14 protein-coding genes are annotated in these 15,186 nt (G+C 68.2%); 4 read left to right on the forward strand and 10 right to left on the reverse strand.

The window, feature by feature from the left end; all coding sequences use genetic code 11:
• Positions 1-74: 74 nt before the first annotated feature.
• Positions 75-455, reverse strand: a complete 381-nt coding sequence (locus tag OV287_RS49770; RefSeq protein ID WP_267541127.1) for a hypothetical protein — start codon at positions 453-455, stop codon at positions 75-77.
• 286 nt (positions 456-741) lie between these two features.
• Here OV287_RS49770 and OV287_RS49775 point away from each other — a divergent pair, with 286 nt between their 5' ends.
• The 3 genes from OV287_RS49775 to OV287_RS49785 all read left to right on the forward strand — a co-directional run bounded on the left by OV287_RS49775 (position 742) and on the right by OV287_RS49785 (position 3,844).
• Positions 742-2,520 carry a metallophosphoesterase gene (locus OV287_RS49775; protein WP_267541128.1) on the forward strand — a complete coding sequence of 593 codons (1,779 nt, stop codon included), beginning with the start codon at positions 742-744 and terminating at the stop codon, positions 2,518-2,520.
• A gap of 318 nt (positions 2,521-2,838) precedes the next feature.
• Entirely contained in the window at positions 2,839-3,330 is a 492-nt protein-coding gene (locus tag OV287_RS49780; RefSeq protein ID WP_267541129.1) for a PilZ domain-containing protein, read from the forward strand.
• Between the two features lie 22 nt (positions 3,331-3,352).
• Positions 3,353-3,844: a PilZ domain-containing protein gene (locus OV287_RS49785; RefSeq protein WP_267541130.1), complete on the forward strand. Its 492-nt coding sequence runs from the start codon at positions 3,353-3,355 to the stop codon at positions 3,842-3,844.
• Here OV287_RS49785 and OV287_RS49790 read toward each other — a convergent pair.
• From OV287_RS49790 to OV287_RS49830, 9 genes are read right to left on the reverse strand one after another with little or no spacing between them, the layout of a single operon-like run.
• Positions 3,837-4,745 carry a CheR family methyltransferase gene (locus OV287_RS49790; protein WP_373371885.1) on the reverse strand — a complete coding sequence of 303 codons (909 nt, stop codon included), beginning with the start codon at positions 4,743-4,745 and terminating at the stop codon, positions 3,837-3,839. The two genes, OV287_RS49785 and OV287_RS49790, sit on opposite strands and share 8 nt — an antisense overlap.
• Positions 4,742-5,254, reverse strand: a complete 513-nt coding sequence (locus tag OV287_RS49795; RefSeq protein WP_267541132.1) for a chemotaxis protein CheW — start codon at positions 5,252-5,254, stop codon at positions 4,742-4,744. Before OV287_RS49795 ends, OV287_RS49790 begins: the two co-directional genes overlap by 4 nt.
• Before the next feature lie 16 nt (positions 5,255-5,270).
• Positions 5,271-6,950, reverse strand: coding sequence for a methyl-accepting chemotaxis protein (locus OV287_RS49800; RefSeq protein ID WP_267541133.1), 1,680 nt, complete (start codon positions 6,948-6,950; stop codon positions 5,271-5,273).
• A 44-nt stretch (positions 6,951-6,994) separates the two neighbouring features.
• Positions 6,995-8,674, reverse strand: coding sequence for a methyl-accepting chemotaxis protein (locus OV287_RS49805; RefSeq protein ID WP_267541134.1), 1,680 nt, complete (start codon positions 8,672-8,674; stop codon positions 6,995-6,997).
• A 13-nt stretch (positions 8,675-8,687) separates the two neighbouring features.
• Positions 8,688-10,397, reverse strand: a complete 1,710-nt coding sequence (locus tag OV287_RS49810; protein ID WP_267541135.1) for a methyl-accepting chemotaxis protein — start codon at positions 10,395-10,397, stop codon at positions 8,688-8,690.
• A 41-nt stretch (positions 10,398-10,438) separates the two neighbouring features.
• Positions 10,439-12,058, reverse strand: a complete 1,620-nt coding sequence (locus OV287_RS49815; RefSeq protein WP_267541136.1) for a chemotaxis protein CheA — start codon at positions 12,056-12,058, stop codon at positions 10,439-10,441.
• Between the two features lie 29 nt (positions 12,059-12,087).
• A complete protein-coding gene (locus tag OV287_RS49820) occupies positions 12,088-12,717 on the reverse strand; it encodes a GAF domain-containing protein (protein WP_267541137.1) in 630 nt (209 codons plus the stop codon).
• The gene (locus OV287_RS49825; protein WP_267541138.1) at positions 12,714-13,097 is read right to left on the reverse strand and encodes a response regulator; all 384 of its coding nucleotides are present in this window, start codon (positions 13,095-13,097) and stop codon (positions 12,714-12,716) included. The genes OV287_RS49820 and OV287_RS49825 overlap by 4 nt, the downstream gene beginning before the upstream one ends.
• 38 nt (positions 13,098-13,135) lie before the next feature.
• On the reverse strand, positions 13,136-14,305 hold the full coding sequence (locus OV287_RS49830; protein ID WP_267541139.1) for a response regulator: 1,170 nt from the start codon (positions 14,303-14,305) through the stop codon (positions 13,136-13,138).
• Positions 14,306-14,759: 454 nt separating this feature from the next.
• On the opposite strand from OV287_RS49830, the gene cutA reads away from it, so the two are divergent.
• Positions 14,760-15,086, forward strand: a complete 327-nt coding sequence (gene cutA, locus OV287_RS49835) for a divalent-cation tolerance protein CutA (protein ID WP_267541140.1) — start codon at positions 14,760-14,762, stop codon at positions 15,084-15,086.
• Positions 15,087-15,186 lie beyond the last annotated feature (100 nt).

Below are 15,186 nucleotides of genomic sequence, written 5' to 3' on the forward strand. Positions count from 1 at the left end.
GGGAGAGGGACGGGGTGAGGGTGCCCGGGCCCGTTCTCCCCACCGTGCCTCCCCACCGTGCCTCCCCACCGTGCCTACCCCCCGACCGCGGCGTGGTGCGTCACCGTGCGCACGAGCACAAAGGAGCCAGTGGGCCCGAGCGCGATGACATACGTCTCGTGCTCCACCTCGACGAGGGAGCCCTGGGTGGCCTCGGGCTGAACCTCGAGCCAACCCAGGGCCTCGCGCATGGAGGAGAAAGCCTGGACGGGGCTGGACAAGCCATTGCCGGCCTCACGCGACTCGAGCCAGCCGTAGAAGTCCTCGAGCTCGTCGCGCGAGTGGAGGAACAGCAGGGCCCGGGCCGCGAGCGCGATGACAGCGTACTCCTCCGACTCGGTCGGATGAGGGCGGGCCGCGGAGGCGAGCGCTCGCAGCGTCCGCTCCAGACCAGGCCGCGAAAAGGACTCGTCCATGGTTCACCCCCTGCCACGTGGGCCGTGACGACCGGTATCAATGTGTTGGGACCCAGTGCGGAGGCAACCCCTCGGGAGACAGGAGCGCATGGTTCTCAAAACTCGCGGGCCGTGGAGGGCCCCGACGAGGCGCTCGCCTGGCATGTCCCACTCCGTGCGGGAAACCCGACACTCGGGTGCGAGCAAAGACTCCGCCTTGTTCCGAGCCACGGCGCCGAGCACGTTTGAAGGAGCCCCGTGCCGTACCGCTTCGCGTGCCCCTTCCCGTTTACACGGAGGAAGAGCCATGGCCTCGGGTATAGACGTCCTCACCACTCCAGCCCCCTCACCGGCCGCGCCCCCCGAGCGCCCCCGAGGCCGGAAGATGGTGCGCTGGTTCGATCCGTTCGTGCTCCTCAAGGCGGGCATCCGCTCGACCATCGCGACCACCTTCGGGGAGCAGGCCGATCGCCGGCTGCTGGATGCGCTGGCGGCGCCGAAGGTGGAGCCCAGTGACTTCTCGGTGGACGGGGCGGGCCGGCCGCGCGAGGAGCTGTGGTTCGACTTCGTGGCGGACCTGGGAGACGGCTGGGATTCCACGTACGCGGTGGCACAGGCGGTCTCCCGGCCCACCCTGACGCTGAAGGACGAGACGGGCACGACCTACGAGACGCGCCGGGGCGAGGTGCTCGTCTTCGGCGGGGACGAGGTGTACCCGGAGGCGAGCGTGAAGGAGTACGAGGAGCGCACCGTGCGCCCCTGGGAGGCGGCGATGCGAGGGCAGGGGCCAGCGCCCCACCTGTTCGCGGTTCCCGGCAACCACGACTGGTATGACGGGCTGGTCTCCTTCATGCGGCTGTTCTGTCAGGGCCGTCAGCCCGCGGGCTGGCAGACGCACCAGCGGCGCAGCTACTTCGCGGTGAAGCTACCCCACGGCTGGTGGCTGCTTGGCACGGACATGCAGCTCGAGTCGGACCTCGACGAGCCACAGGTGCAGTACTTCCAGGAGCTGGCGAAGCAGATGAATGAAGAGGATCGCATCATCCTCTGCCTGGCGGAGCCGGCGTGGCTGCTGGCCCAGGTACGCCCTCCAGGAGAGCGGACGTACCTGGACAACAACCTCGTCTTCCTCGAGCAGCAGGTGCTGGGCAAGAAGGTGAGCGTCTTCCTCACGGGAGACATCCACCACTACCGGCGGCACGCCAACGAGGAGGGCCGGCAGAAGATCATCGCGGGAGGGGGCGGGGCCTTCCTGCACCCGACGCACGTGCCCCGGAAGGAGGCCGCGCTGCCGGAGGGCTTCACCGCACGCAAGCTGTACCCGGACGCCGCGGAGTCCAGGCGGCTGTGCTGGCGCAACCTGGGGTTCCTCGGGCACAACCCGACCTTCGGCATCGCCACGGGAATCCTCTACCTGCTGCTGGCGTGGATGCAGGTGGCGGACCTGCGCGAGGGCAGCACGGTGGCGTGGAAGCTGTCGCGGGTGCTGAGCACGGGGCTCGTCAACCCAGGGGTGATTCTGCTCTCGGTGCTGCTGGTGCTGGGGATGATCGGCCTGGCGGACGCACGCTTCGGCCGGGCCCGCTGGGTGGTGGGGCTGCTGCACGGATGCGCGCACCTGGCGGCGTCGCTCTTCGTCTTCTGGGGCGCCTTCGCCCTCACGGGTGCCCTGCTGCCACTCGGCAGCGTGCCGCAGGAGCTGCTCGGGGCGGTGCTCGTCTTCGCTGGAGGCTTCCTGCTCGGACCGACGCTCATGGGCCTCTACCTGCTCATCTCCCTGAACGGCTTCGGGGCGCACGCCAACGAGGCGTTCTCCTCGTTGACCATCCCGGATTGGAAGAACTTCCTGCGGATGCGTATCGATCGGGACGGGCGCCTGTGGCTCTACCCAGTCGGCCTGAGGCGGGTGCCTCGCGACTGGAAGCGAGGGCAGACGGTGCGCGAACCGGAGTGGGTGGCGGATGACAAGGACGCCACGCCCCCGGAGCTCATCGAGCCGCCCATCGTCATCGGCGCGGCGCGGCCCGTCTCCACCCGCGCGGCGGGGCTCAGCTCCCCGGAGTACGCCGGACCCGCGACGCCGTAGCACCCTGGGCCGGCAATCCTCTCAGCGAGAGAGAATCACACCCGGAGAGAAAGCATACACTCCGGGTTCCGGCCCTCCCCGACTCCCGGTTATCCTGCGGGCAGCGATGCATTCCACCTGGATCCTTCTCCCACAAGTACGCACCCATGAGGGGCAGCCTCAGCAGCGACTTTCAGGAGTGTCTGATCGGAGCCGTCCTATGAGCCGGGGCGAACCGCCGCGCCTGGACGGGGTTGCGCGCAACCTGGGGCGTAAGCCCACTCCCTGATGGCGGGAGCGCTAAAATCCCAGTAAGAACCAGGAGACAGGAGCGACACCATGGGCGTGATCCAGTTCATCGACGAGTTCCGCGCGCTCCACACGAGAGCGCGGCAGGGCAAACTGGTGGATACCGAGCGCCAGGACTACCTGGCCAAGCGCGAGCAGTTCGCGCGGGCCCTGCTCAACGCCCAGGGCCTGATGCTCGACGGAGCCGAGGCCCGGCGCCACTACCGCGTGGCCCATCAGCTCCCGGTGGAGCTGCAGATGGCCTACGGCAACGTGTGGACGAACACGCTGGACATCTCGGCCGGTGGCTTCTCGGTGACGCTGCCGCACGCGGTGGACGTGAAGGAGCGACCCAGCGCCCTGCTGTACCTGCCGGATGGCTCCACGCTGGCGGGCCGCGTGCGCGTGGTGTCCCAGTTCCAGCGCGCCGACAAGCACCGCGCCTCCTTCGCCTTCATGGACCTGACCGAGCGGGAGATGGAGCTGCTGGAGGGCTTCCTCATCGACTTCGCGCTGGAGCGGGTGGGCATCACCGCTCCGTAGACGTACACCCCGGAGAGCCGCGATGAGCGCCAATCTGTGGGTGGAGCAATTCCGGGCACTCCATGCGCGTGCGCGCAAGGGACAGCTACCGGAGGACGAGAAGCGGCGTTACGCTGCGGCCCGGGAGCAGTTCGCGCGAGCACTGACGGCGGCCCAGGGCATGAGCCTGCCGCCCGGGCAGTCCGCGCGCCGCAGCTTCCGCATCGCTCAGGGACTGCAGGTGGACCTGGCCTTCGCCAGCGGACCCATCCGGGCCATGACGCTGGATGTGTCGGTGGGCGGCTTCTCGGTGATGCTGCACAAGCCGCCCGTCGAGACGGAGGAGCCGGGCTTCACCCTGCGGCTGCCGGGCAACCTGGAGCCGGTGAAGGGCAAGGCCCGGGTGGTGGCGGTGCAGCGCAAGATTGGAACCCACCGCGTCTCGTTCGCCATGCAGGGCATCACCGAGAAGGACGTGGAGCGGCTGGAGACGGCGCTGTTCGACCTGGCGCTGGAGCGCATCCCCGTCAAGTAGGGCCGCCGCCCGCGGGCGGAGAGGACCTGGCGCAGTAGATGTTGGGAGCCACGCAGCGGGCGGGCTCGGCACTGCCGGTGAGGCTCTCGGCGTGCCCGAGGAAGAGGTAGCCCGTGGGAGGCAGCCGCCGCATCAGGGCACTCAGCGCCTGCGCCCGGGCCTGGGCCCCGAAATAGATGAGGACGTTGCGACAGAAGACGAGCTCGAAGGGCCCCGTTGGCCAGCCTCGCTCGTCGCTCAGGTTGACGCGAGCGAAGCGCAACACCTCACGCAGCTCCGGCCCCGCCTGCATCCACCCCTCTTGGCTGCGCACGCCCTTGAGCATGAAGGCGCGCAGGAGCGACCGGGGGATGCTCGCCGACTTCTCCATCGGCCACAGCCCCTGCCTGGCACGCTCCAACGCCCAGGTGGACAGATCCGTTGCCAGCACCTCCACCTCCCAGCCCGAGCCCGGCGAAAAATGAGAGAGCAGCTCCATGGCCAGCGAGTAGGGCTCCTCGCCCGTTGAGCACCCCGCGCTCCACACCCGCACACGCCTCGCCATCAACCCCTGCGCGGCCCGCCGCGTCCACTCGGGGAAGACGCGCTGCCGCAGGAACTCGAAGTGCTGCGGCTCGCGGAAGAAGTGCGTCTCGTTGGTGCAGAGGCAGTCCAGCATCCTCACCCGCTCCGCCTCGTTCCCCCGCGCGGTGACGAAGCGGTAGTAGGCGCCGAAGGACGGCAACCCCAGCGCGCGCACCCGCCGGGACAGCCGCCCCACCAGCAGCGCCTGCTTCGAGGGGCCCAGGTGGATGCCCGCCTCCCGCTCCACCAACAACTGGAAGAGAGAGAACTCTCGCTCCGTCAACGGGAGCGGGCCCACACCGGGTAGCGCGGTCTCCGCTGAAGCCGCTGCCCTCATGCGCCCCCACTGTTCGCGGCCCCCACCAGGCCCAGCAGCTCGTCCGCGCTCAGCAACCGGTCCAGGTCCAGCAGGAGGATGAAGCGCTGCTCCTGCCGGCCCATGCCTCGCAGATAGTCCACGGGAGAGCGCGTGCCGAAGGCGGGCGGCGGCTCGATGTCATCCGCCCCCAGGTCGAGCACCTCGCTGACCGTGTCGGCCAACAGCCCCAGCGAGGTGCGCTCCCCGTCCAGGAGCGCCTCGACGATGACGAAGCACGTCCACCGGGTGATGGGACGAGGGCCAAGCCCCATCGTCACCGCCAGGTCCACCACGGGCACCACCCGGCCCCGCAGGTTGATGACGCCCAGCACCGCTGGAGGCATGCCCGGCACCCGCGTGATGGGCACGTGCTCGATGATTTCACGGATGCGCAGCAGCTCGATGGCGTAGGTCTCGCCCGCCAGCGAGAAGCCCAGGTACTGCGCCGGACGGGCGAGGTCAGGTGCGGTGTTCGTATTCGTGCTCATGGAGAGGCTCTCCGTCCTAGAAGCGCTTGAAGTCTTGGGATACGCCAGTGGGTGGCACCTGTGTTGGCAGCACCTGCGCCACCGCCTTCAGCCCCTGCACCGGCGAGTGCACCAGAGGAAGGTGCACGGGTGCTGGCCTCAGCGAGCGCACCGGCTGCGCCACTCCATGCGCCGAGCGCACCTCCTCCGCCACCACCCGGAAGAACATCATCATCTGCTGCAGCGACTCGGCCTGAGCCGCCAGCTCCTCCGCCGTCGACGACAGCTCCTCCGCCGCTGACGCGTTCCTCTGCGTCACCTGGTCCACCTGCACCATCGCCCGGCTCATCTGCACCACTCCGCTGGCCTGCTCCCTCGACACCGCCGCCACCTGCTGCACCAGCTCCGCCGTCCTCCGTATCGACGGCACCAACTCCTTGAGCAGCTTCCCCGAGCGCTCCGACACCTTCACGCTGTTGCCCGCCAGTCCCCCTATCTCCTTGGCCGCCTTCTGGCTCCTCTCCGCCAGCTTCCTCACCTCCGCCGCCACCACCGCGAACCCTCTCCCGTGCTCTCCCGCCCTCGCCGCCTCCACCGCCGCGTTCAGCGCCAGCAGGTTCGTCTGGTACGCAATCTCCTCCACGATGGAGATCTTCTCGGCTATCGCCGCCATCGCCTCCACCGTCTCATTCACCGCCAGCCCGCTCTCCTCCGCCTCCACCGCTCCCCTCACCGCCATCGCCTCCAGCTGCTTGCTCGTCTCCGCGTTCTGGCTGATGGACGCACTCAGCTGCTCCAGGCTCGTCGTCGTCTCCTCCACCGACGCGGCCTGCGTGCTCGTCCCCTGTGATAGCGCCTGCGCCGCCGCCGCCACCTGTCCCGAGGCCCCCGACAGCGAGCCCACCGCCCCTCTCACCTCTCCCAGCACCCCTCCAAAGCGCTGCACCATCTCCCTCATCCCCACCAGCATCCGTGCCGTCTCGTCGCGGCCCCTCACCTCGATGTTCGCCGTCAGGTCTCCCGACGCCAGCTTCCCGGTGAGTCTCACCGCCTCATTCAGCGGCTGGGTAATGCTGCGAGACAGCACCCAGGCCAGCAGCACCGCCAGCACCGGCCCCACAATGCCGCCGCCCACCAACATCCACTTCACCAGGCTCGCCCGCGCCTGGCCTTGCGCGTCACGCTGTTCGCGCAACACCTTCTCCTCCGCGCGGATGGCGTTCGCCAGACCCCGCATGGACTCCATGATCTTCTGTCCCCGACCGTTCTTGGCGTAGGCCACGAGCTCCTCGAAGGGCACGCGGCCAGCGTCCACGTCCCGCTTCAGCGACACCTGGCGCTCGACGTGGGGGAGGAATTGCTGCTGATAGTGGTCCAGCAGTTGATGGAGCAGCTCCTGGATGCGGGCATTCTCCGCCGTCAGCTCCTTCGCTTTGGCATGGCTGCGGAGAAACTCGGATTGCCGTTGGGGCATCAGCTCGAGGGCGGACTCAGAGCCGCTGAGTGCGAACCCCTGCAGCCGGGCCTCATGATCCATCAGGGCGATGCCCATGGCTCGCAACTCCAGCAGACCCTCGTAGGAACGAGAGCTTTCCCCCGCTGTGTCCAGCAGGCCAAGGAAGAGCAGGAAGGAACCCCAGACAACGGCGGCGAGCAGCGTGACGAGCGCACCAAACCCAAGCTGGAGCTTCCTGGCGATACTCAGGCTGTCGATCATGGATGTCCTGTGAGTGGATGCCGAGAAGGAGAAGAGAGCGGTTCCTAGAAGCGCTTGAAGTCTTGGGGTACGCCGTTGGGTGGCACCTGTGTTGGCAGCGCCTGCGCCACCGCCTTCAGCCCCTGCACCGGCGAGTGCACCAGAGGAAGGTGCACGGGTGCTGGCCTCAGCGAGCGCACCGGCTGCGCCACTCCATGCGCCGAGCGCACCTCCTCGGCCATCACCCGGAAGAACATCATCATCTGCTGCAGCGACTCGGCTTGGGCCGCCAGCTCCTCCGCCGTCGACGACAGCTCCTCCGCCGCTGACGCGTTCCTCTGCGTCACCTGGTCCACCTGCACCATCGCCCGGCTCATCTGCACCACTCCGCTGGCCTGCTCCCTCGACACCGCCGCCACCTGCTGCACCAGCTCCGCCGTCCTCCGTATCGACGGCACCAGCTCCTTGAGCAGCTTCCCCGAGCGCTCCGACACCTTCACGCTGCTTCCCGCCAGTCCCCCTATCTCCTTGGCTGCCTTCTGGCTCCTCTCCGCCAGCTTCCTCACCTCCGCCGCCACCACCGCGAACCCTCTCCCGTGCTCTCCCGCCCTCGCCGCCTCCACCGCCGCATTCAGCGCCAGCAGGTTCGTCTGGTACGCAATCTCCTCCACGATGGAGATCTTCTCGGCTATCGCCGCCATCGCCTCCACCGTCTCATTCACCGCCAGCCCGCTCTCCTCCGCTTCCACCGCTCCCCTCACCGCCATCGCCTCCAGCTGCTTGCTCGTCTCCGCGTTCTGGCTGATGGACGCACTCAGCTGATCCAGGCTCGTCGTCGTCTCCTCCACCGACGCCGCCTGTGTGCTCGTCCCTTGTGACAGCGCCTGCGCCGCCGCCGCCACCTGTCCCGAGGCTCCCGACAGCGAGCCCACCGCCCCTCTCACCTCTCCCAGCACGCTGCCAAAGCGCTGCACCATCTCCCTCATCCCCGCCAGCATCCGCGCCGTCTCGTCCTGGCCCCTCACCTCAATGCTCGCCGTGAGATCTCCCGAGGCCAGCTGACCGGTGAGCGCCACCGCCTCATTCAGCGGCTGGGTAATGCCGCGAGACAGCACCCAGGCCAGCAGCACCGCCAGCACCGGCCCCCCCAGCCCCCCCAGCACCAGCATGTGCTTCAAGTGGTCCACACTCTTGCCGGACACCTCGTCACGCTGCTCTCGCGCAACCCCCTCTGCCTTCTGGAGCGCTTCCGCCGTGCTGCGCAACCCCCCCATGATCTTCCGTCCCTTGCCGCTCTTCACGTAATCGAAGAGTTGCTCCATCCCGATGCGCCCGGCATCCACGTCCCGGCGCAGCGACACCAGGTGCGCGAAGTGCGGAAGGAATTGCTGCTGATACTGGTCCAGCAGTTGTTGAAGCAATTCGCGCGCATGGCCACCTGTCGCGCTCTTCTCCTTCAAGGCCGCATGAGCTTGGAGGAACTGGGACTGCAACTGGGGCTGTGGCTCGAGAAAGGAGTCGTCCCCCGTGAGTGCGAAGCCTCGCATCCGGTCCTCCATGTCCAGGAGGAGGACCTTCAGAGTCTCGACCTCACCCGCGACCTCATAGGAGCGGTAGTTCGCGACAGCGGCGTCCACCAGACCGGCGAAGAGCGCATAGGTCCCCCAGATGATGGCGACGAGCAAGGCAACGGGCAGGCCCAACCCAAGCTGTAGCTTCCTGGCAATGGTGAGGTTCTCGAGCATGGATGTCGCGTCGCTAGAAGCGCTTGAAGTCGTGGTCCACGCCAGGCGCCGCACGCTCGGGTGTCCCTGGAACGGACGCGGGCGACACCTGCGTTGGCAGCACCTGCGCCACCGCCTTCAGCCCCTGCACCGGCGAGTGCACCAGAGGAAGGTGCACGGGTGCTGGCCTCAGCGACCGCAGCTGCTGCGCCACTCCATGCGTCGAGCGCACCTCCTCGGCCACCACCCGGAAGAACATCATCATCTGCTGCAGCGACTCGGCTTGGGCCGCCAGCTCCTCCGCCGTCGACGACAGCTCCTCCGCCGCTGACGCGTTCCTCTGCGTCACCTGGTCCACCTGCACCATCGCCCGGTTCATCTGCACCACTCCGCTGGCCTGCTCCCTCGACACCGCCGCCACCTGCTGCACCAGCTCCGCCGTCCTCCGTATCGACGGCACCAACTCCTTGAGCAGCTTCCCCGAGCGCTCCGACACCTTCACGCTGTTGCCCGCCAGTCCCCCTATCTCCTTGGCCGCCTTCTGGCTCCTCTCCGCCAGCTTCCTCACCTCCGCCGCCACCACCGCGAACCCTCTCCCGTGCTCTCCCGCCCTCGCCGCCTCCACCGCCGCGTTCAGCGCCAGCAGGTTCGTCTGGTACGCAATCTCCTCCACGATGGAGATCTTCTCGGCTATCGCCGCCATCGCCTCCACCGTCTCATTCACCGCCAGCCCGCTCTCCTCCGCCTCCACCGCTCCCCTCACCGCCATCGCCTCCAGCTGCTTGCTCGTCTCCGCGTTCTGGCTGATGGACGCACTCAGCTGCTCCAGGCTCGTCGTCGTCTCCTCCACTGACGCCGCCTGTGTGCTCGTCCCTTGTGACAACGCCTGGGCCGCCGCCGCCACCTGTCCCGAGGCGCCCGACAGCGAGCCCACCGCCCCTCTCACCTCTCCCAGCACGCTGCCGAAGCGCTGCACCATCTCCCGCATCCCCACCAGCATCCGTGCCGTCTCGTCCCGGCCCTGCACCTCGATGGACGCCGTGAGATCTCCCGAGGCCAGCTGACCGGTGAGCCTCACGCCCTCACTGAGGGGCCGGACGATGCTGCGAGACAGCATCCAGGCCAGCAGCATCGCCAGCACCGGCCCCACGATGCCTCCTCCCAGCAACATCTGTTTGAGCGAGGCGATCTGCGCGTCGGACACCTCGGTGACACGGCGGCGCCCCTCCAACTCATCCTGTTTGATGGTCTCCGCCATGCCCTGCATGACCCCTAGAATCTGTCCCCCCTTGCCGCTCTTCACGAACTCGGAGAGCTGCTCCATGGGGACACGGCCCGCGTCCACGTCCTGGCGCAGTGCCGTCATGCGCTCGAGGTGAGGAAGGAACTGCAGCTGGTACTGCCCCATGATTTGTTGGAGCAGGTCCTGCTCCTTCGCGGTGTTGGCCGTCAGCTCCTTCGCCCGAGCGTGGGCATTGAGGAACTCGGACTTCCGCTGGGGCAGCGGCTCGAGAAAGGCCTCTTTGCCCGTGAGCATGAACTCCGTCACCTGGTCATGCATGGCCACCAGGCTGATGCCCATGTTCAGCAGCTCTATGCGCACCTCATGGGAGCGGTAGTAATCAGGCTGGTTGACCAACATCATGAAGAAGGCGTAGGCCCCCCAGATGGCGGTGGCGAGCAGCGTGACGAGGACTCCGAATCCAAGCTGCAGCTTTCGGGAAATGGTGAGGTTCTGGAGCATGGTTGTCTTTCAAGAGATGAGGAGTCCGGGCCTTCGGGGCGTTACCCCACGGCGGCCCGCTGGCGGATAGCCGTGCGCAGCAGGGTCGGGACATCCAGGACGAGCCCCACCCGGCCGCTCCCGAGAATGGTGGAGCCGGACACGCCGGGCAGGTGACGGAAGAGCCGGCCCAGGGGCTTGAGGACGCATTGGCCCTCGCCAAACAACGAGTCCACCACCAGGCCCGCGCGGCTGCCTCCGTGGCCCAGCACGACGACGCTCTCCCGGTCGGGCCCGGGGCCCTGCACCCCCAGCAGCTCGCGCAGCCGCAGGTAGGGCAGCGACCGGCCTCGCAGGTTCAACACGCCGCCCCCCGGCTGCCCGCTGCGATCCGTTGGCAGCTCCAGGCACTCGCGTACCGCCTCCAGCGGCAGCACGTACGTCTCCTCGCCCACCCCCACGGAGAAGCCCTGGATGGTGGCCAGCGTCAGCGGAACCCTCAGCGTCACCGTGGTGCCCTGCCCCTCCTGGCTGCGCAGCGTCACCGAGCCCCGCAGCGCCTCCACGCTCCGGCGCACCACATCCATGCCCACCCCGCGCCCGGACACCTCCGTCACCTCCTCCGCCGTGGACAGCCCCGGCAGGAAGATGAGCTCCTCCAGCTCCTCCACCGTCATCCGCTCGGGCTCCATTCCCAGCCCGCGCGCCTTCTCCTTCAGCCGCTCGTAGTGCAGGCCCCGGCCGTCATCGCTCAGCTCCACCACCAGTGAGCCCGGCTCGTGGAAGGCCCTCAGCACCAGCGTGCCGCAGGCCTCCTTTCCCGCCGCCCGCCGCTCCTCCGGCATCTCCAGTCCATGGTCCACCGCGTTGCGCACCAGGTGCAGCAACGGCTCGCGCAGGCCTTCCACCAGCGCGGTGTCCACCTCCACCTCCTCGCCCTCCAGCACCAGCCGCGCCCACTTGCGCTCCGTCCGCGTCAAATCCCTCACCGTGCGCAGGTGCTGCCGGAAGAGCGGACCCACCGGCACCATCCGCACCCGCATCACCTCTTCCTGCAGCTCCTCGTGCAGCCGGTCCGCCTCGAGGTGAATCTCCAGCGCCTCTTCGGCCGTGCCCGTGGCCAGCACCTGTGCCAGCCGTGTGCGCGCGATGGCCAGCTCTCCTGTGAGGATGGCAATCCGGTCCAGCTTCTCCACGTCCACGCGTAGCGTGCGCGCGCGACGCCCCGCCAGGTCTTCCAGCGCCGGCTCCTCCACCCGCGCGGCGTACACCACCCGCGGCGCCTCCTGCTGACGCAACGCCTCGACACAGGCCCTCAGGCGCTCCACCAGCCCTGCATCCTCCTCCGCCGGTCGCTCCTGCCCAGCGAGCACCGCCGCCAGCAGCTCTCGCAGCCGGTCCACCGCCGCCAGCAGCACCGTCACGTGCTCGTCCAACACCGGCAGCCGCCGCTCCACCAGCATCTCCAGCACGTCCTCCAGCACATGCGCCACGTCCGTCATGCCGGAGATGCCCATCGCCGCTGCCGCCCCCTTCACCGTGTGAGCGCCCCGGAAGATGGACCGCAGCCGCTCCTCGTCTGGGTGCTCCTCCATCGAGACGAGCGTCTCCTCCATCTCCGTGAGGATCTCGCCCGACTCTTCGGCAAAGGTGGCGAGCAATCGCTCGCGATCCAGTTCCAAGTTCGTCCCCCTCCCTCGAAACCGCCCTCTCAGGACGGCTTGCCCGCGGCCATGCCGCGGGCGCAGTACAAGGCCCTGCCACCTTCCGTCGCGAGCAGCTCCAGCAGCTCACGGTCCTCAGGCTCGAGGCGCGGTTTGTGGGGTAGCAGGCCGAACAGCACCATCATCCCGAGGACGTGCCCTCCCAGTCTCAGGGGGACGCACGCGCGCGGCCTTTCTGTCTGGTTTTGAGCGCTCCCGGTCTCCATCAACTCCTCCAACCAGGAGGTGCCGGTGCTCGCCGACCGACCAATAGGGCCGTCCTCCAGCGACAGCCGACGAAAGCGCTCGGCGTCGATGCCCAGCGATACCCGCAGCACCAGCTCCGCGCCCTCGCGCTCGAAGATGCCTAGCGTCTCCGAGCCCACCAGGTTGACGAGCAAATCCTGGAGGATGGACAGCAGCTCCGGCGGATGAAGCGTCTCGTGCAGCCGCTGGGTGGCCACGCGCAGGCGCACCAGGTGAGCGAGCTCTGCCTCCACCAGGCCCTGACGCTGGGCCCTCCACTGCTCCTCCTCCTGGTGGCGAGCGAGCGAGGCACGCAGCCGTCCGTTCTCCGCGCGCAGGGCCGCCACCTCCGTGCGCAGGGCCTCGTTCTCCCAGCGGAGCTCCTCCCTCATGCGCTCCTCGCCTCTTCCAGATGGCTGCGCACCTTGGCCAGCAACTCCTCACCATCGAAGGGCTTGGTGATGTAGTCGGTGCACCCGCTCTCGAAGCCCTGGCGCACGTAGTGCGGCTCGCCCCGGGTGGTGACAAGGATGATGGGCACGTCCTTCGTCTCCGAGCGCGAGCGCAAGGCCCGGCACGTCTGGAAGCCATCCATGCGGGGCATGAGGACATCCAAGAAGATGAGGTCCGGCCGCTCGGTGTAGGCCTTGTCGAGCGCCTCCTGGCCATCCCTGGCCGTGAGCAGCTCATAGCCGCAGTGGGCCAGCATCATCCGGTGCAGCAACAGCACGGTGCTCGAGTCGTCGACGAGGAGGATCTTCTTCCTGGCCATGTCGTTCCTCCGAGAAGGGGTAAAGACAGAAGGGGAAATCAGATGAGGCCACTGCTGGCGCGGATGAGCTCGCGCAGCTGCATCAGCCGCCGGGGGCTCATCCCCAGGAACTGGATGCCCATGCCGAGCGGATAGGTGGAGGTGCGGCGCGAGGTGTAGGGATTGGACCAGGAGACGAGGCCGGGGCCCTCGAGCACCTCGCGGGTGGTGGGCAGGTGGATGCGCAGCTCCAGGGCGGCGCCGGCGCGGGCGGGCACCAGGGTGCGCACGAAGAGGGCGCCCGGGCTCAGCGCGCTGGAGTAGCAAGAGGACCAGGAGAAGCTACCCACCTCGCGGTACTCCACCGGGCAGACGAAGGGGACGCGCTCGTCCACCAGCAGTGTGGACACGTTGCGCTGCATCAGACCGTTGATGCGGGCCAGCAGGTGGCGCGGCGCCAGGGTGCGCGCGCTCAGCCACACCTGCCCGAGCATCGGCACCGCCGTCACCTCGCCGTCCGACACCACCACGGTGTGCACCCGCCCCAGCCGCGACTCGGTGCGCAGGCGCTCCACGCGCATCATCTCCTCAGCCGAGGTGACGGAGGCGCGCGTGAGCAGCAGGTGGATGGGCTCACCGAACTCAGCCACCCGGGCCACGGCCTGCTCGGTGGTGGAGGCGTACAGCAGGTGGTGGCCACAGGCCTCCAGGTCCGCACCCAAGCCACCGCGCGCGCCTGGCCTCTCGCCCACCAGCAGCACGGTGCGCGGGGTGCGCCGCTCCATCAGCCGGGGCGTCGTCCCGGGCACCCGCTCGCGCAGCACGTCGATGCGCGCCTGCAGCTCGGGGACGCGCACCGGACCCAGCATGCAGTCCTCTGCCCCGCCCTGCACACACGCCTCCAGCAGCTCCGCCGGCGTGTGGTCTCCCACCACCACGAGGATGGGCACGTCTCCGTTCTGCGCGTGGCCCCGCAGCGCCGCACACCCCGGCGAGCCATCCGCCGGCAGCACCCTCCAGTCCACCACCACCATCAACGGCCGGAATCGGCTCAGCTCCACCCGCGCCGACAACAGGTTGTCCACCGACACCACCTCGCAGCCCACCGCGCGCAGCAGCGGCGTCAGGTACAGCCGCAACTCCTTGGCCTGGTCGACGAGCAACACCTTGCGCGAGGGCTCCGCGGACACTCCGGACTGATGGGACAGTGCGTGCGTGGCGAATGACATGTCGCTTTTCCCCCCTTGGACCGTGCCCCTTGCATTCCCTGACGGTTGCAAGGAATCCAAGAGCACTGCGAGTAACATACATGAGAGGGAATACGAGAAACCACGCCTGCTCGCCTACTGTCCCAGAGCACACGGCCCGGCGCATGGACGCTAGCGGACACTCCTCCAGCCCCGAAGGCGCATTCCCCCTATTTCTCCTGTGAAGGCAGAGGGTTGCTGCATCCAATATGAGACATTTCACTGCCCGCGCGCGGAGTCGGACATGGCCCCACCGGCGGCCTGCTGTCTGGCTGTACACAACATCTGACGTACTGATTTAAGACAGGCAAAACATTCCAGACCTCATGTCAGGAATGATCCGTCTGGATAATAACTCTCAGACAATGAGATGTGGGCCATGTAAGGAATTGGCAGCCTCTTCCCCGCTCGCGAGCGGGCGGGTATGTGTGGACCCATGACCGATGCCATCCTTGTCCTGGTGACCGCGCCTACGGCCGACAAGGCCGCGGAGCTAGCCCGCACGCTGGTGGAGGAGGGGCTGGCAGCGTGCGGCAACGTGGTGCCCGGCCTGCGCTCCATCTACCGCTGGGAAGGCAAGGTGCACGACGAACCGGAGGCCCTGCTCATCCTCAAGTCGCGAGCCCCGCTCTTCGAGGCGCTGCGCGAGCGCGTAGTGGCGGTGCACCCCTACCAGTGCCCGGAGGTGCTGCGGCTGGACGTGGCGGAGGGCCACGCTCCGTATCTGCAGTGGATTCGGGACAACGTGCGCCCAACGCCCTGAGGACTCCGGAGCCCGCCAACCCGGGTTCGCACCTGTCCCGTGTGGGCCTGGGTGGCTTCTTCTGAAGTGCCTCCCTGAAGCCCTGTGCAGCCCCGTCAGC

It is taken from the genome of Archangium lansingense (assembly GCF_026626635.1).
GTDB lineage: Bacteria > Myxococcota > Myxococcia > Myxococcales > Myxococcaceae > Archangium > Archangium lansingense.